This is a genomic window from Pseudomonas sp. GW821-FHT07F05 (genome assembly GCF_059418765.1).
The window spans coordinates 75546-92371 of the sequence record NZ_JBWKQL010000016.1 but is presented as its reverse complement, the minus strand read 5'-3'; the positions used below and the strand labels follow the sequence as shown (position 1 = coordinate 92371).

The window sequence follows — 16826 nt, the reverse complement described above, 5'->3', positions numbered from 1 at the left end:
AGTTGACTGGCAACGTAGGTTAAATCCCTCACTGTCATCAGAAAGCCGCCCGTAGGCGGCCTCTGAATTCCTATTGCGTAGTGGCTTAATGGAACTGTTCTTCTTCCGTCGAGCCCGTCAGTGCGGTCACTGAAGACTTGCCGCCCTGAATGACCGTGGTCATGTCATCGAAGTAGCCGGTGCCCACTTCCTGCTGGTGCGCTACGAAGGTGTAGCCCTTGGCGGCGTCGGCAAACTCCTGTTCTTGCAGTTTCACGTAGGCGGTCATGTCGTTGCGGGCGTAGTCGTGCGCCAGGTTGAACATGCTGTGCCACATGTTGTGGATGCCGGCCAGCGTGATGAACTGATGCTTGTAGCCCATTGCCGACAGCTCGCGCTGGAATTTGGCGATGGTCGCGTCGTCCAGATTCTTCTTCCAGTTGAAGGAGGGCGAGCAGTTATAGGACAGCAGCTGATCCGGGTATTCCTTTTTGATCGCTTCGGCGAAGCGACGGGCCTCGTCCAGATCCGGCTTGGCGGTTTCACACCAGATCAGATCGGCATATGGCGCGTACGCCAGGCCGCGGGCAATCGCCTGGTCGAGGCCGGCTCGTACTTTGTAGAAGCCTTCCGGCGTGCGGGTGCCGGTCACGAACGGCTGGTCATACGGGTCGCAGTCCGAGGTCAGCAGGTCTGCGGCGTTGGCATCGGTACGCGCCAGAATGATGGTCGGCACGCCGGCAACGTCAGCCGCCAGGCGGGCAGCCACCAGTTTCTGTACGGCTTCCTGGGTGGGAACCAGCACCTTGCCGCCCATGTGACCGCATTTTTTCACGGACGCCAGTTGGTCTTCGAAGTGCACGCCGGCAGCGCCTGCCTCGATCATGCTCTTCATCAGTTCGTAGGCGTTAAGCACGCCGCCGAAACCGGCTTCGGCGTCGGCCACGATCGGCGCGAAGTAATCGATATAGCCTTCGTCGCCCGGGTTCTTGCCGGCTTTCCATTGGATCTGGTCAGCACGGCGGAACGAGTTATTGATGCGCTTGACCACGGTTGGCACAGAGTCCACCGGGTACAGCGACTGATCGGGGTACATCGATTCGGCGGAGTTGTTGTCCGCCGCGACTTGCCAGCCAGACAGGTAAATCGCCTGGATGCCGGCTTTGACTTGTTGCACGGCCTGACCGCCGGTGAGGGCGCCCATGCAGTTGACGAAATCCTTGTCGGGTCGGAAGGACGGCTTGGCGCCCTGGGTCACCAGGTTCCACAGCTTGTCAGCGCCCAGCTTTGCAAACGTGTGTTCAGGCTGAACCGAGCCACGCAGGCGGACGACGTCAGCAGCGGAGTAGGTGCGGGTTACGCCTTTCCAGCGTGGATTCTCGGCCCAGTCTTTCTCGATGGCTGCAATTTGTTGTTCGCGTGTCAGTGCCATGGGGTAAACCTCGTTGCTTGGTGTTGTGGGTCTTGAGGTGAAGCTCCTTGCTTCGCCGGCGCCGGGTTTCTTCAAGGCGCACTGATGGCTGCTCACTGAATCGGAAAGCATGGATTCTCAGTCAGATTTTTTCGCCATCAGGATGATGAGGCGATGAAGCTGCCTTTTGGGCGGAAATGACGCTAATCGGCACGAACATGCTGAGTTCGAGCGCGATCAGGAGGCGTTCTGCACGACCTCCGATCAGCGGGAGCGAGGCCATCATGCCTCGCCGATTTTGCCTCGTCAAATATTTTGTAGTGCTTTTTTGAGAGCACTACATCCTTCGTCTAATGCGACTTGTCGGTCAGTTTCAGGCGTGTGAGTGCTGAGAAGGGGAAGTCAGCGTGGATACTGGGCGGTCACGGTATGGAGGCAGGATGTAGTGCCGGATCGGGCACTACATAATTGGCGGTATCTAACAGGAATAGCACGGATGGCCACGGTCCATGTGGGAGCGAGCTTGCTCGCGAAAGCCTTTTGTCAGCCACCAGAGAGCCATTGGTTGTACCGGCCACTTCGTGAGCAAGCTCACTCCCACAAGGTGTGCGCAATAACTGGCGATCACATCATCTCAATCCAGGCTATCAACCTTCACCCGCAGCTGCATGTCATTGCTGCCCTGTGTCGAATAGCGTCGGACGACGCCATGCTCGTCGGCGCGGGACTGATCGCTGGCGCCGGCCAGCGTGATCCACTCACCCAGCCGACCGCTGACTTGCGTGTCGGTGCTCTGCACCTTGATCGCGTCGGCCTGTTGCTGGCTCATGCGGTCGTTGTTGGTGCTGATGCTCAGGTGGACGATGTCACCGGTGACCGTCGCGGTGACGTAGAAGCCCTGGGTCACGTTTCGATACTGCGTGTTGGTCTGCGGGTAGCCATAGCCATCGGACTGCACCGTGGTGATCGGTATGCTCTGGCCCATCTGAATCAGCGCCGGCGTCCCTTCGTTGGCCTGAACCTGTTGCACGCCACCGTCGCGACTGGCGGTGCCGTAATTCTGGATGCGCGTGCGGCCGTCGGCGCTGATGCGTCCGTCCTGGGAACGCACGGTGCCATTGACCGAGTAACCCTGGTCGCTCTGGACCGTGCTGTCACTGGTGTCGACGCTGATCATCAGTCGCTTGGGCGCGGTATCGAGTTGACCGAGCAGGTCACGCAGTTCGCTGATCTTGTCCGGTTCGGCGTTGACGATCAGCTTGTTGCCATAGGCATTGACGCTGCCTTCGTTACCAAGGAAAGACTTTGCGGTGGGCAGCAGATCGTCGGTGGTGCGGTAATTCAGGGGGATGACTTCAGTGGCGGCCGCAGCCGTGAAGCTGCAAGCCAACAACAGTGAAGCGAGGAGGGTGCGTAATGACATCGATGTGGTCTCCGCGAGGGGCGCGTCTGAACGACGAGTTTGCCAGTTTGTCGGCCCGCGCAGCACCAAGTTGAATCGCGGGCAGCAAAACGCCCCGGTGCTCGCGTTTCAGCATAGACAGCTGAGGCGCGAACGCCGGGGCGCCGGGTGCAGCTATGGGCAATCAGTGCGAGTCGCGCACCATATCCACGTGGGGCAGGCCGGCTTCGAGGAACTCGTCGCTGACCACGCTAAAGCCGAAGCGCTCGTAGAGTGCCGTGGCATGAACCTGAGCGCTGAGCCGCTGCTGTTTCAGGCCGCGGCGCTCTGCTTCGGCGAGGATCGCGGTGATCAACGCTTCACCCACGTTCAGGCCACGCCAGTCCTTGAGCACGGACAACCGGCCGAACTCACCATCCGGCAACAGGCGCGCGGTGCCCACGGCGTAATCGCCTTCCAGCGCCAGAAAATGCAGAGCGTCTGCATCTTCCGAGTCCCATTCCAGTTCGGGCGGCACCGACTGCTCGGACACGAATACAGCGTCGCGAATGCGCCGGATGTCGGCGTTGTCTTTCTGCCAGTCGGCTACCCGTACGTGGATCTTATTCATCAGCAAACCCCAGACTTCCTTGTTTGACCAGCTCACAGAGCAGGTTACGTCCATCGTCATCTGCCAGCCATTGGCCCAGATTGTCGATATGCAGCGCATCGGCTGCACAGATCATTTTCAACAGTTCGCGCAGATGGCCCGGCAACAGACGGCTCTGACCGCTGGCGAACAGCAGCAGGTCGTCGTCGACTTCCGACCACGCCAGTCGCGCGCTCGGGTTGCGGATCAGCACGGCGCCCTGTTCCAGACTGTCGAGCAGCTCGCTCTCGGCCAGTTCCGGGCCGACCACCAGCTCGGGATAACGAGGCTCGGTCATGAACTGGCCGAACCAGGTCAGCAGCAGGCGCTCGTCACCCATGTGCTCGGCCAGCAAGCCTTTCAGGCGGTCGAGGGCATCACGCTGAATCTGGTGCGGATCGCTCACCGGTTGCGCGTCGGCATCGGTGTAGCGTTCTTCTTCAGACATGAACTGGCTGAGGAAGTCCGTGAAGTGGGTCAGCACTTCAGCGGCGCTTGGCGCGCGGAAGCCCACCGAATACGTCAGGCACTCATCCACGGCGACGCCGCAGTGGGCCAGACGCGGGGGCAGATAGAGCATGTCGCCCGGTTCCAGCGTCCACTCGTCGGTACCCTGGAAGTCGGCGAGGATGCGCAGGTCGGCGTGCTCGAGCAGTTGGCTCTCGGCGTCGCACATCTGACCGATCTGCCAGTGACGCTTGCCGTGACCCTGCAGCAGGAACACGTCGTAGTTGTCGAAATGCGGACCCACGCTGCCGCCTGGCGCGGCGTAGCTGATCATCACGTCATCGATGCGCCAGCTCGGCAGGAAGCGGAAGTTTTCCAGCAGTTCGCTGACTTCAGGCACGAACTGATCCACGGCCTGGACCAGCAAGGTCCACTCACGCTCCGGCAGTTTGCTGAATTCGTCTTCGGCGAACGGGCCGCGGCGCAGCTCCCACGGGCGCTCGCCTTTCTCGATGACCAGGCGCGATTCAACTTCTTCTTCCAGCGCCAGGCCCGCCAGTTCGTCGGCGTCGATCGGGCTCTGGAAATCCGGAATGGCCTGACGGATCAGCAAAGGTTTCTTCTGCCAGTAGTCACGCAGGAACTCGCGCGCTGTGATGCCACCTAGGAGCTGAAGAGGGATGTCAGGATTCATGTGTAACCTATTGAAAAAACGAGTTTTTACGACGGGAATAAAAACGCCCGGCTCAGCCGGGCGTTCAGAGCGTGTGCAGTGCGGTCAGATGCGCTTGGCTTGCGCCACGGCGTTGCCGATGTAGTTCGCCGGCGTGAGCTTTTTCAGCTCGGCCTTGGCTTCGGCAGGCATGTCCAGACCGTCGATGAAGGTCAACAGTGCTTCAGGGCCGATGCCCTTGCCGCGCGTTAGTTCCTTGAGCTTCTCGTACGGGTTCTCGATGTCGTAGCGACGCATGACCGTCTGGATCGGCTCGGCCAGGACTTCCCAGCAAGCGTCCAGATCGGCGGCGATCTTCTGCTCGTTGAGCTCCAGCTTGCCGATGCCTTTCAGGCTCGCTTCGTAGGCAATCACGCTGTGAGCGAAGCCCACGCCGAGGTTGCGCAGCACAGTGGAGTCGGTCAGGTCACGCTGCCAACGGGAGATTGGCAATTTGCTGGCCAGATGCTGGAACAGCGCGTTGGCGATGCCGAGGTTGCCTTCGGAGTTTTCGAAGTCGATCGGGTTGACCTTGTGCGGCATGGTCGACGAGCCGATTTCGCCGGCGATGGTGCGCTGCTTGAAATAGCCCAGGGAGATGTAGCCCCAGATGTCGCGGTCGAAGTCGATCAGGATCGTGTTATAGCGGGCGATCGCGTCGAACAGCTCGGCGATGTAGTCGTGCGGCTCGATCTGCGTGGTGTAGGGGTTGAAGCCCAGACCCAGCTCGTCTTCGATGAAGGCGCGGGCGTTGGCTTCCCAGTCGATGTCCGGGTAGGCCGACAGGTGCGCGTTGTAGTTGCCGACGGCGCCGTTGATCTTGCCCAGCAGCGGCACGGCAGCGACTTGAGCGATCTGGCGTTCAAGGCGGTAAACGACGTTGGCCAGTTCCTTGCCCAGGGTGGTCGGCGAGGCTGGCTGACCGTGGGTGCGCGACAGCATCGGCACGGCGGCGAAGCGGATCGCCAGCTCGCGGATCGACTCGGCGATTTCCCGCATCAGCGGCAGCAGCACGGTGTCGCGGCCTTCACGCAGCATCAGCGCGTGGGACAGGTTGTTGATGTCTTCGCTGGTGCAGGCGAAGTGGATGAACTCGCTGACCTTGGCCAGCTCCGGCAACTTGGCCGCCTGCTCCTTGAGCAGGTACTCGATGGCCTTGACGTCGTGGTTGGTGGTGCGCTCGATCTCTTTCACGCGCTCGGCATGCTCGAGAGCGAAATCGTTAGCCAGGGCATCGAGGAGGGCGTTGGCTTCGGCGGAGAATGCCGGCACTTCAGGGATTTGCGGGTGAGCCGCCAGGCGTTGCAGCCAGCGTACTTCCACCAGGGCGCGGAAACGGATCAGGCCGTACTCGCTAAAAATCGGGCGCAGGGCCTGGGTTTTGCCGGCGTAGCGGCCATCTACAGGGGAAACCGCAGTGAGCGAAGAAAGCTGCATGGGGTGTTCTCGGACTGTCAGGCGACGAAAAGGGGCGCGTATCATACATGAAAATTCCGGTCAGCCGAGGCTGGCTGACCGTTATGACTCGCGCGATGTCAGGTTCGGAGCGGGCTGAATGGGGTTGGCCACTCAGCGGTGAAGCAATGGATACAGTTCTTTCAATAACTTGCGGCGGCTGACGACCAGTTGCCAGCGGTGGCCGCCCACTTGTCGCCAAAGTCGCGCGCACCGAATACCGGCGAGTAACAGCGCGCGGATTTTCGAGGCATTGTTGGGTTGCTGCAGATTGCGCATGTCGCCGTGGACCTGAATCCGCTGACGCAAGGTGCTCAGGGTGTCCTGATACAGCGCGCCGCTGGCGGCAATGACGTTTTCGTGCGCGATACCGAAATGCTCGACCTGGGATTTGATCTGCGGCAGGCGCTTGCCGATGGTGTCGAGCATGTCCTCACGCTTGGACAGTTGACGTTCCAGGCCCAGCATCGCCAGGGCATAACGCAGGGGTTCCCGTTGCAGCGTGGCCGGATCGCGTTCCAGAGCGCTGGCGAGGGCGCGATAGCCCTCGTGCAGATTCAGGTCGTCGCCACCGAACACGTCCAGCGTGTCTTTCGGGTCCATGACCAGCAGCGTGCCCATCAGGCAGCCAACAGCCGCCTCACCGGCCTGGCCGGTCTTGGCGATGCGATCGACCAGCACAGCGGCCTGAAAGACTCCGGCCAGGGCGACAAGTTGTTCCTGAATCGGGGTCATCAACGTGCATCCCTGGTGTGCCACGGCTCGGCGATTTCGATAACGCCGCCGCCGAGGCAGACCTCGCCGTCGTAAAACACCACGGACTGGCCCGGCGTCACGGCGCGTTGCGGTTCGTCGAAGGTGGCGCGATAGCCGGTCTCGGTACGTTCCAGGGTGCAGGTTTGGTCGCTCTGGCGGTAACGCACTTTGGCGGTCAGCTGGCGCGGGCTGCTGAGGTCGATCGGATTGACCCAGTAGATCTCCGACGCGAGCAGGGCGCGGGAGAACAGCCACGGGTGTTCGTTGCCCTGGCCGACGATCAGCTCGTTGTGCTCCAGATCCTTGACCAGCACGTACCACGGCTCATCGCCGGCGTCCTTCAGTCCGCCGATGCCCAGGCCCTGGCGCTGGCCGATGGTGTGGTACATCAGGCCGGCATGCCGACCGATGACCTCGCCCTCGGTGGTCTTGATTTCGCCGGGCTGCGCAGGCAGGTATTGCTTGAGGAAGTCGGTGAAACGACGCTCGCCGATGAAGCAAATACCGGTCGAGTCCTTCTTCTTCGCGGTCGCCAGCTGGTATTTCTCGGCGATGGCACGCACCTCGGGCTTCTCCAGTTCACCGACCGGGAACAGGGTCTTGGCGATCTGCTCACCGCCGACGGCATGCAGGAAGTAGCTCTGGTCCTTGTTCGGGTCCAGGCCCTTGAGCAGTTCGGTGCGGCCGTCGATGTCGCGGCGGCGCACGTAGTGCCCGGTGGCAATCAGGTCAGCGCCGAGCATGAAGGCGTAGTCGAGAAAGGCTTTGAACTTGATCTCGCGGTTGCACAGGATGTCCGGGTTCGGCGTGCGCCCGGCTTTGTATTCTTCGAGGAAATGCTCGAAGACGTGATCCCAGTACTCGGCCGCGAAATTCACGGTGTGCAGTTTGATACCGATCTTGTCGCACACGGCCTGGGCGTCCGCGAGGTCGTCCATGGCGGTGCAGTATTCCGTTCCGTCGTCTTCTTCCCAGTTCTTCATGAACAGGCCTTCCACCTGGTATCCCTGCTCCATGAGCAGAAGGGCGGAGACCGAAGAATCCACGCCGCCGGACATGCCGACAATGACGCGCTTCTTTTCTGTATCGGAAAAGGCTGAATCAGACATAGGAATTCGATTGGGTAGCAGCAGGAAAGGGCGCGATTCTAGCAGGGAGTCGGCGCCAAGGCTAAAAGCTATTCAGTTGCACAGACGCATGGGATGAGCAGGACCGGCTTCAGCCGGGAAAGGGCCAGTCAGTCGCGTACAACGTCCAGACTGTGAATCGGGCCTGCCAGGTAGTCGTCGATGCAGCGCAATACCAGCTTGCTGCGCCAGCGCTCCGGTTGACGGGCGAGTTCATCGCGGCTGAACCAGGGCGCGCCGACGATGCCGGTGTCCAGCGCACGTTCGGGGTGGTGCCGCGTTGCTTTGGCCGAAAAGCACACGCGCTGGTAGGTCACGCCATTCGATGGGGCTGTGTACAGGTAAATGCCGACGACGCCCGTCAGTTCGACGTCCCAGCCGGTTTCTTCCAGCGTTTCGCGGATGGCCGCTTCGCGCAACGTTTCATCAGGCTCGAGGTGCCCGGCAGGCTGATTGAGCACGAGCTTGCCGTTTTTCAATTCTTCGACGAACAGGAAACGGCCATCGTCTTCGATGACGGTTGCGACGGTGATGTGGGGGTGCCAGGTCATGGATAGCTCGGAGAATATAAATAAGGTTTCGGAGCATAGCCGCTACAGTGACCTGCCTCAAACCCGTCCTCTTGGCTACCGTTGGTCTTATCCAGCATTTGCTTTTCTTGCCAGGGAAAAATAGTGCTTAACTGAAAGATAAGGTTGTTGTATCAGTGCGCAAGTCCGCATTCATTGAGTGCCGGATAGGGTCGCCCGTTATAAATGGAGAAGTACATGAACACTATGGATGTTGATAAAGGCCGGTCGTGCGCTTGCCGGTATGTAGACGTTATTGAATGGCGACCTATCGTTTTTGGGGTGATACTTCTAATTGGATTAATGCAAAGAGGGTGGGCGGGGCCGCTTGAAGTGGCAGGCGAGCAGCGGGGCAGTGCAACAGTGTCGCCGGAGGTAATATTACAAGCCAAAGACCGCAGTCTTCAGAAACCTGAACCCGACCACGCCGGAGTGGGCAACAGCGCGCCATACATTCGAGATTTTTCCAAGCCCTATAATGAATATGTCTGGGTAACGGCTCATAACGGTTATCTGAATGACTTGGACGAACAGTTGGAGCGAGGTGTTCGCGGATTGATGTGGGACGTTCACCCCTTCAGGCTGGGGGCCTATCCCGACTACTGGACTGAGGCCTATTTGTGTCATGAAACCTTGGGCGGTTACGAGGAGAGTCCGTGCGCTCCTGCATCCAAAACAAGAAAACCATTCAAGGACGAACTGCAAAAAGTCATGCGGTTTCTTGATAAGGAAGAGAATAAATCCGCTGTCGTTACTATATTGCTGCAAGATCGAGTCGAACGCCGATTTATCGAAGAGGCCTTTGCCAGCGTGCCTGGTTTGTCGGACTACGTATTTGATGTTAGAGACTACATTCGCGATGATCATTGGCCAACGTTGCAGCAAATAATCGACAGTCACAAAAGGATCATCTTTTTCGTTGAGAACCTCAATGGTGAGTATTCAACGCCGGCCAAGCCTGTCTACCTGGCGAAGGGTTCAAATTTCAAGGTGGAGAATACCTATGATCTGGGATCTACAACCTCTGATAACTGGGAGTGTGTTACTCGCTGGTCAGACATCCCGCTGACAACTCCTTACGCCTCGGAAGTCGGGTTTACATCGTGGCCCAGGCTTTTTACCCTGAATCAGTTCCACACGTTGTTTTCCTCCCCCGCCCATGCCGCCCAGATCGACAATAATTTAACGTGGCTGGAACACCGGATTGACCGTGCGTGCGCGGTCGCAAATGAGAAACGGTTGATTCCCAACTTCCTCGCTCTGGATTACTCCCAAGTGGGTGATGCGGTCGCCTATGCCGGTGCATTGACCGAGGGCGGCGTCTACTTCTATGAGGATAACAACGGTGTCTCCGAGGCTCATCCAGATTCAACGCTTCACGCAGGGCCCACCAGTGCTTTGAACTCAGACGTCGTCTGCGTCTTGCCCACCAGTGTCGAGTGGGATATTCGCTTAAAAGCTGCAGGGTGCGAGAACGACGAAATTCGATCCCTTGCACTTAGAGGTGTCAAGAAAGGCACCAGTATAAAAGTCTTCGATCAACCTAATGCGAGCAAGTCGGACGACTACACCGTCATCAACGTGTTGCGTGACATCGGGCTCAGCGAGCGAGTCGTGGTGGGCAGCTATGAGCGCTCTTACACCAACGCAGATGTAGAGGTGACCTATCACCCTCACAACGGTCTTGATGGCAAGGTCTCACACATCATTATCGAGCCCGAGACAGGCAGCATCATGCCTAAAATAAAATTGGCTGACGACAGCGACAATGACGTTTGCTCTGTTCCGGTGGATGCGGCCATTTCATTTGAGTTGGGCGGAAATGGTGATGCTTATGGATGTTCAAACGATGATGCCCAGTCCTTTGTGCTGACGGGGGCTTTAGCTGGCAGCACTATCACGCTCTTTGGTACTAAAGATGCGTCCGAAACCTGTTCGCAGGGTTGCGTCAGATTATTTGTACGCAAAGACATGACCGCTCCCTTCAGCATTGCCAATCTGGACAGATTCGGTGCGAGCACGGAAAGTGCTGACGGATCGGTATTGGCTGTTCGATATGGGGGCGATCAGCAACTGGCGGGCAAGGTCTCTTATATGAAGGTGTCACTGGACAGCTTTACGGGCCAGGACGTCGTGCCAACAAGTGCGGAGGCCGATGGCTCTTTTGGTAGTTGGGGGGCTAAAGCTCAGTGCCCGGTCGGCCGGTTTGCCTGGGGGTTCAGTTTGAAAATCGAAAAGAACCAGGGTAGCGGAGATAACACCGGGCTCAACTCAGTCAGAATGTTTTGTTCAGAAGACGCTCAGTCGAATCCGATCGAGAGTGCGGGAGGAAGCTGGGGGGACTGGAGTGCGACGTATAAGTGCACCCCTTCGAACGGGCCGCTCAAGGGTTTTGCCATGAGGACGCTGTGGCCCAGAGATCACAGCGACGAGGTGGTCGCAACCGACCTCATCGGCGTCTGCCAGGACGGTACCCGAATTGGCGGAGCCATGCCTGAAGATTGGGGAGTCTGGAGCAGCGATTTTATCTGTCCTGCGGATCTGTACGCCGCAGGGTTCATAACGCGGCTCGAGGGTTATCAGGGGGAGGGTGACGACACTGCCCTGAACGGCATGAGGATGTATTGTGCCCGCAGCTTTGACGAGGTGTTGCCCACAAAGCCGGTCATACAGCAAGTGACCCCTGGAACGTCTGTGATCTACTGGGACGATTCCGTGAACCAGGATGGCATCGCCGAGTTCGAGATATCGGGTGATGGTCGAGTATTGGGGAGTACCCACACCAACTTCTATGAATTCAACACGCAAGGCATCAGTGAGGTGTCCGTCGTAGCGGTCGATTTCGATGGCAATCGTTCTGCGCCCTCATCCGTGGCGGTTCCGGGGTTCGATGCCACACCGCCCGCCACGCCGACAGGGCTGAAGGTCGTCAATCACCAGGACGGGTTGTTTGAAATAAGCTGGGATGAGATCGCGGGCTCCGCAAGCAGCCTGGCATATGAGATTTCCTACGATGGACAGGTGCAAGGGGTAACGCCTGAAACGTCGATAGCGATCGACGAAGCTGTCATACCGCTCAACTTCATGCTGGCCGTTCGTGCTCACAAGTTTAATGACACTTATTCGGCGCCCGTATCCCTGTTTATCGACAGGACCCCACCTCAGTCACCTTCAGGCTTGAGTTTCAGTGACCTGCAAAGCCACTCGTTGAAATTGAGTTGGGCCGCGTCGTCTGACGAGACGAAAATGAAGGGGTACGCGGTTTACAGGGATGGCAGCCTGTTGGCCGAGACCGCAGGCACGACATTCACTGTCGAGGGGTTGGAGATCGGTGTGAACTACACCTTCACTGTCCAGGCCAGGGACGCCGCTGATAACCAGTCAGCGGTTGTTTCTGTGTTCGTTGATCGTGAAGCGCCGTCTACGCCCCGTGACATTGAATACAGCGATGTGACACCGACGTCGCTGAAACTTTCATGGCTTCCCTCCGACGATAATGTGGGTGTCGTCGGGTATCGCATTGTGCGGGACGATGGCGCGACCTTCGATACCAAAACCCCCGACTACCACGACACCACGCTTAAACCCCTGACGACTTATCGTTACAGTGTGAGCGCCTACGACGCCAACCTTAATCAATCGCAGCCCACGATGCTTTTAGTGGATCGCGAACCACCGTCAGCGCCGTCCGGGGCCCGATACAGCGAGGACACAGGCACCACGTTGCTTATCCAGTGGACCGCCTCCACCGATGATGTCGGCGTAACGGGTTACCACATCTACCGAGATGATCTGCCTGAGGCCATCGGTGAAACTGATCTGACGACGTTCACTGCATCGGGCCTGACCCCCGCAACGACCTACACCTTTCACCTGGAAGCGTTCGATGCCGCCGGTAATCAATCTGCCCGCGCCCTGCTGCTTGTTGATCGGGTTGCGCCAGTGCTTGCGCCGTTCTTCTATGCCTACGGCGCGAATGGTGCTGAAACAGACACGCCACTGTTGAAGTGGGAGGACGCAACCGACGACACCGACGTGGCCGGCTACGAACTATCGGTGGATGGAAACGTAGTACAAACCGCCAGCGAAAGACCCGTCAAGACCGCCGATCTGGGCCTCAGCACTGGCGAAAACCATACCTTTGGTCTTAGGGCCTATGATGCGGCGGGTAACTATTCAGCCCCTAAGGAGCTCGTGATGTATCACGGCCGCCCCTCGATGCCGATAGACTTAAAAGGCACGTTAATGCCAGGTGGTGGGGTCATCTTCGATTGGGACAGGGGTGATCCGTCAACCACCCTGTATTCAATCCAGACAGACGCAGGGGTTGAGACCGAGCAACCTGACGTTCGATTCCCCACATTGGTCAATGAGGCGCTTGACCCCCCTTCGGTCGCCGTGAAGCTAGAGGCCATCAACAGCGAAGGCGTCAAATCGTTAAGTATTTTCTGCAAGAAAACGGATCCAGCCACGCCTACCTTTGACCGCTGTGAGCCCAGCGATTACACGAACACCAGGCATACGCTCAACGTGAAGCCTTCCCGGCCATAGCAATGCCAGGCCGTTTTGCCGGCCTCAGTGACCTGCAAAAAAAAAGAAACCCGGCACGAGGCCGGGTTTCGTTTTGCATCCTTGCAGTACTGCGTAGCGCTTACCGTCTTACTTCAACGCATTGATCGCGTCATTCAGGGTCTTGCTTGGGCGCATGGCGTTGCTGGCCAGTTCCGGGGTAGGGAAGTAGTAGCCGCCGATGTCCAGTGGCTTGCCCTGCACGCTGTTCAGCTCGGCGACGATGGTCGCTTCGTTGTCAGCCAGGGTTTTTGCCAGCTCCGTGAACTTGGCTTGCAGCGCCGTATCGTCGGTCTGTGCCGCCAGAGCCTGAGCCCAGTAGGTGGCCAGGTAGAAGTGGCTGCCACGGTTGTCGATACCGCCGACCTTGCGCGATGGCGACTTGTTGTTGTCCAGGAACTGACCGGTGGCCTTGTCCAGAGCAGTGGCAAGTACCAGCGCTTTCGGGTTGTCGTAGACGTTGCCCAAGTGCTCGAGGGAAGCGGCCAGTGCCAGGAATTCGCCCAGGGAATCCCAGCGCAGGAAGTTCTCTTCGTTCAGCTGTTGAACGTGCTTCGGCGCCGAACCACCTGCGCCGGTTTCGAACAGACCACCGCCACTCATCAGCGGCACGATGGACAGCATCTTGGCGCTGGTGCCCAGCTCCATGATCGGGAACAGGTCGGTCAGGTAGTCGCGCAGCACGTTGCCGGTCACCGAAATGGTGTCCTTGCCAGCGCGAATACGCTCCAGGGAAACCTTCATCGCGTCGACCGGCGACTGGATGCTGATGTCCAGGCCTGCCGTGTCGTGATCCTTCAGGTAGTGCTCGACCTTCTTGATCATCGCCGCATCGTGAGCGCGCTCAGGGTCCAGCCAGAAAATCGCCGGGGTGTTGCTCAGGCGCGAACGGTTGACGGCCAGTTTGACCCAGTCCTGAATCGGCGCGTCCTTGGTCTGGCACATGCGCCAGATGTCGCCGGCTTCAACGTTCTGCTCCATCAGGACCTGACCTTTGTCGTCGGTCACGCGGACCACGCCATCGGTTTCGATCTGGAAGGTTTTGTTGTGAGAGCCGTACTCTTCGGCTTTCTGCGCCATCAGGCCAACGTTTGGCACGCTGCCCATGGTGGTCGGGTCGAAGGCGCCGTGTTGCTTGCAGTCTTCGATCACGGCTTGATAGATGGTTGCGTAGCAGCGATCCGGGATCACGGCCTTGGTGTCCTGCAGGACACCGTCGTTGTTCCACATCTTGCCGGAATCACGAATCATCGCCGGCATCGAGGCGTCGACGATGACGTCGCTCGGCACGTGCAGGTTGGTGATGCCTTTGTCGGAGTTGACCATCGCCAGGGCAGGGCGGGTCGCATAGACGGCTTTGACGTCCGCTTCGATCTGCGCTTGCTGGTCGGCGGGCAGGTCTTTGATGCGGGCGTACAGGTCGCCGATGCCGTTGTGCAGGTTGAAGCCGATTTCTTTCAGGACCTCAGCGTGCTTGCTCAGCGCTTCCTGATAGTACTCGGCGACGAACTCGCCAAACATGATCGGGTCCGAGACCTTCATCATGGTGGCTTTCAAATGCACGGAGAACAGCACGCCGAGCTTCTTGGCGTCTTCGATTTCACGGGCCACGAAAGCGCGCAGGGCTTTCTTGCTCATGACCGCGCAGTCGATGATCTCGCCCGCAAGTACCGACGTCTTGTCCTTCAGCACGGTGGTGCTGCCATCTTTGCCGATCAGCTCGATCTTCACGGCGCCAGCGGCTTCGATCAGCGAGGATTTTTCGCTGCCGTAGAAGTCGCCGTCGTCCATGTGCGCCACGTGGGACTTGGAGTCCGCAGACCAGGCGCCCATTTTGTGCGGGTGCTTGCGCGCGTAGTTCTTGACGGAGAGCGGCGCCCGGCGATCAGAGTTACCTTCACGCAGCACCGGGTTCACGGCACTGCCTTTCACTTTGTCGTAGCCAGCCTGGGCAACCTTGTCGGCTTCGGTGACGACCTCGTCCGGGTAGTTCGGGATGTCGTAGCCCTTGGCTTGCAGTTCCTTGATCGCGGCCTTCAGTTGTGGAACCGAGGCGCTGATGTTCGGCAGCTTGATGATGTTGGCTTCCGGCGTGGTCGCCAGTTGGCCCAGCTCTGCCAGATCGTCGGACACCTTCTTGTCACCCAGGCGCTCGGGAAAGCTGGCGAGGATGCGGGCTGCAAGCGAGATGTCGCGGGTTTCAACGGCGATGTCAGCGGAGGCGGTGAACGCTTCGATGATAGGCAGCAGTGAGTAGGTGGCGAGGGCTGGCGCTTCGTCAGTGAAGGTGTAGATGATCTTCGAGCGGTTGGACATATTCGGGATAACTCTCTTCTTTGCTGAGCGTACACAAAATTTCGAGATGCGCAGGGTAGGCACTTTCGCCCAAAGTATCGATGAGCCGAAAGTCGAGAATTTCGTCGCGTGATAGGGGGTGCATCAGTCGAGCGTCAAACGGTCGGACCCGGGTAGCGGTCCGGCCTGTCGAGGGCTGAAAGCCTGGGTTCAGGTGGTTCGGCCCCCAATGACCCAACGGTCACCGGCGCTGAGTATATCACTGCACCCGGCCATTACTACGGTACTCGTGTGACGGCTTTGCGGTGCCCGGGACGATTGCGCAGGTCTCGGGATGCATGAGGATTCCCCGGGAAAACCGTGCAGCCCTTGCGCCACGGGGCCTGCGGCAACCTGTCGCAGTTAGCGGGTGTGAATCCGTCCCGACGCGTAACGAGGCGGATTTCGACTAAAGGAGCACCTGGGCCACAGTTGCGTTGGCTCGCTTCCCTATATAGATGCACGATAGATGCACGCAACGGGGCAGCGAAGGCACAAAAAAAGCCGGCCAACCCTGATGGATTGACCGGCTTATCGAATCTCGCGCTTGAACGGTCCGGCTCAGGCGTGATTGTTGCGCTATGCCCGCTGTTCCTCGGGTTGCCTCTCGTGATGAGGGACGGCCTGATGGTTATCAGCGGAGATCTTCGCGCTGATTTTAATGGCGTGAAGACCTTTCGGTCCCTGGATGATTTCGAAATTTACCGGCTGTCCGGCCTTCAGGGTTTTATAGCCATCCATACTGATCGCCGAGTAGTGTGCAAACAGGTCCTCGGACTTGCCATCTTCGACGATGAAGCCATACCCCTTGGCGTTGTTAAACCACTTGACCTTACCGCTTAGCATAGTCACATCCCTCTGCAAAGGACTCCGATGGGAGTATCATCACCTCTCATCCGCCGGACCTAAAAAATTTTGGTTGACTGCGCGGACCCTTTTTACCCAATGTGGGTTCTATTGTTTGTAACACCGATTGGCCGATAGTCAAGGTCAAGCGGCGGTCCAGTTGAAAACCGGTATCACCGCCACCACTTATTTCAATCACGTCCTCTGTGAACCTTCTTTACCATGCATGCAATCAGCAAGATTCGACTAACATTCAATCAGGATGACCCGCATCCCCATGAGGACGATGCGTCGGGCACCGCTGTACAGGAAGCCAAGCCGATATTGCAGGTGCCGCCTATGTACAAGGTGGTTTTGTTCAACGATGACTACACCCCGATGGATTTCGTTGTCGAAGTGCTTGAGGTGTTTTTCAACCTGAATCGTGAGCTGGCGACCAAGGTCATGCTGGCCGTCCATACAGAGGGACGGGCCGTTTGCGGATTGTTTACCCGCGACATCGCCGAGACCAAGGCTATGCAGGTCAACCAGTACGCCAGGGAAAGCCAGCATCCGCTACTCTGTGAAATCGAGAAGGACGGTTAACGCCGG

12 protein-coding genes are annotated in these 16826 nt (G+C 58.5%); 2 read left to right on the top strand and 10 right to left on the bottom strand.

Annotated features, from left to right (window positions below; genetic code table 11):
- Window positions 1–85 precede the first annotated feature (85 nt).
- The 8 genes from aceA to AC07RO_RS24235 form a co-directional block, all read right to left on the bottom strand.
- Complete coding sequence (aceA, locus tag AC07RO_RS24270; RefSeq protein ID WP_122625266.1) at window positions 86–1411, bottom strand: isocitrate lyase; 1326 nt, start codon at window positions 1409–1411, stop codon at window positions 86–88.
- A 613-nt stretch (window positions 1412–2024) separates the two neighbouring features.
- Window positions 2025–2813: a secretin N-terminal domain-containing protein gene (locus tag AC07RO_RS24265; RefSeq protein ID WP_495087258.1), complete on the bottom strand. Its 789-nt coding sequence runs from the start codon at window positions 2811–2813 to the stop codon at window positions 2025–2027.
- 163 nt (window positions 2814–2976) lie between these two features.
- The gene (locus AC07RO_RS24260; RefSeq protein WP_282370064.1) at window positions 2977–3402 is read right to left on the bottom strand and encodes a GNAT family N-acetyltransferase; all 426 of its coding nucleotides are present in this window, start codon (window positions 3400–3402) and stop codon (window positions 2977–2979) included.
- A complete protein-coding gene (locus AC07RO_RS24255; RefSeq protein WP_192174842.1) occupies window positions 3395–4561 on the bottom strand; it encodes a ribosomal protein uL16 3-hydroxylase in 1167 nt (388 codons plus the stop codon). The genes AC07RO_RS24260 and AC07RO_RS24255 overlap by 8 nt, the downstream gene beginning before the upstream one ends.
- An 84-nt stretch (window positions 4562–4645) precedes the next feature.
- The gene (gene purB / locus AC07RO_RS24250; protein ID WP_192174841.1) at window positions 4646–6016 is read right to left on the bottom strand and encodes an adenylosuccinate lyase; all 1371 of its coding nucleotides are present in this window, start codon (window positions 6014–6016) and stop codon (window positions 4646–4648) included.
- A gap of 132 nt (window positions 6017–6148) precedes the next feature.
- Window positions 6149–6769, bottom strand: coding sequence for a high frequency lysogenization protein HflD (hflD, locus tag AC07RO_RS24245; RefSeq protein ID WP_495087257.1), 621 nt, complete (start codon window positions 6767–6769; stop codon window positions 6149–6151).
- Complete coding sequence (gene mnmA, locus AC07RO_RS24240) at window positions 6769–7899, bottom strand: tRNA 2-thiouridine(34) synthase MnmA (RefSeq protein ID WP_423574728.1); 1131 nt, start codon at window positions 7897–7899, stop codon at window positions 6769–6771. Before mnmA ends, hflD begins: the two co-directional genes overlap by 1 nt.
- Window positions 7900–8027: 128 nt before the next feature.
- Window positions 8028–8468, bottom strand: a complete 441-nt coding sequence (locus AC07RO_RS24235) for an NUDIX hydrolase (protein ID WP_495087256.1) — start codon at window positions 8466–8468, stop codon at window positions 8028–8030.
- 216 nt (window positions 8469–8684) lie between these two features.
- Between AC07RO_RS24235 and AC07RO_RS24230 the strand changes: the two genes are divergently transcribed.
- Window positions 8685–13037 (top strand): fibronectin type III domain-containing protein, encoded by a 4353-nt coding sequence (locus AC07RO_RS24230; protein ID WP_495087255.1) that lies wholly within the window; start codon window positions 8685–8687, stop codon window positions 13035–13037.
- 108 nt (window positions 13038–13145) lie between these two features.
- Here AC07RO_RS24230 and AC07RO_RS24225 read toward each other — a convergent pair whose 3' ends face one another.
- Window positions 13146–15371 (bottom strand): NADP-dependent isocitrate dehydrogenase, encoded by a 2226-nt coding sequence (locus AC07RO_RS24225; RefSeq protein WP_495087254.1) that lies wholly within the window; start codon window positions 15369–15371, stop codon window positions 13146–13148.
- Between the two features lie 597 nt (window positions 15372–15968).
- On the bottom strand, window positions 15969–16235 hold the full coding sequence (gene cspD / locus AC07RO_RS24220; RefSeq protein ID WP_192174835.1) for a cold shock domain-containing protein CspD: 267 nt from the start codon (window positions 16233–16235) through the stop codon (window positions 15969–15971).
- A 222-nt stretch (window positions 16236–16457) separates the two neighbouring features.
- Here cspD and clpS point away from each other — a divergent pair, with 222 nt between their 5' ends.
- Complete coding sequence (clpS, locus tag AC07RO_RS24215) at window positions 16458–16820, top strand: ATP-dependent Clp protease adapter ClpS (RefSeq protein WP_122536342.1); 363 nt, start codon at window positions 16458–16460, stop codon at window positions 16818–16820.
- Window positions 16821–16826 lie beyond the last annotated feature (6 nt).

Coding starts and splice junctions, on each gene's coding strand:
- clpS (WP_122536342.1), top strand. CDS start 16,458: ATGCATGCAATCAGCAAGATTCGACTAACATTCAATCAGGATGACCCG.
- aceA (WP_122625266.1), bottom strand. CDS start 1,411: ATGGCACTGACACGCGAACAACAAATTGCAGCCATCGAGAAAGACTGG.
- AC07RO_RS24255 (WP_192174842.1), bottom strand. CDS start 4,561: ATGAATCCTGACATCCCTCTTCAGCTCCTAGGTGGCATCACAGCGCGC.
- AC07RO_RS24260 (WP_282370064.1), bottom strand. CDS start 3,402: ATGAATAAGATCCACGTACGGGTAGCCGACTGGCAGAAAGACAACGCC.
- hflD (WP_495087257.1), bottom strand. CDS start 6,769: ATGACCCCGATTCAGGAACAACTTGTCGCCCTGGCCGGAGTCTTTCAG.
- AC07RO_RS24265 (WP_495087258.1), bottom strand. CDS start 2,813: ATGTCATTACGCACCCTCCTCGCTTCACTGTTGTTGGCTTGCAGCTTC.
- mnmA (WP_423574728.1), bottom strand. CDS start 7,899: ATGTCTGATTCAGCCTTTTCCGATACAGAAAAGAAGCGCGTCATTGTC.
- AC07RO_RS24225 (WP_495087254.1), bottom strand. CDS start 15,371: ATGTCCAACCGCTCGAAGATCATCTACACCTTCACTGACGAAGCGCCA.
- cspD (WP_192174835.1), bottom strand. CDS start 16,235: ATGCTAAGCGGTAAGGTCAAGTGGTTTAACAACGCCAAGGGGTATGGC.
- AC07RO_RS24230 (WP_495087255.1), top strand. CDS start 8,685: ATGAACACTATGGATGTTGATAAAGGCCGGTCGTGCGCTTGCCGGTAT.
- purB (WP_192174841.1), bottom strand. CDS start 6,016: ATGCAGCTTTCTTCGCTCACTGCGGTTTCCCCTGTAGATGGCCGCTAC.
- AC07RO_RS24235 (WP_495087256.1), bottom strand. CDS start 8,468: ATGACCTGGCACCCCCACATCACCGTCGCAACCGTCATCGAAGACGAT.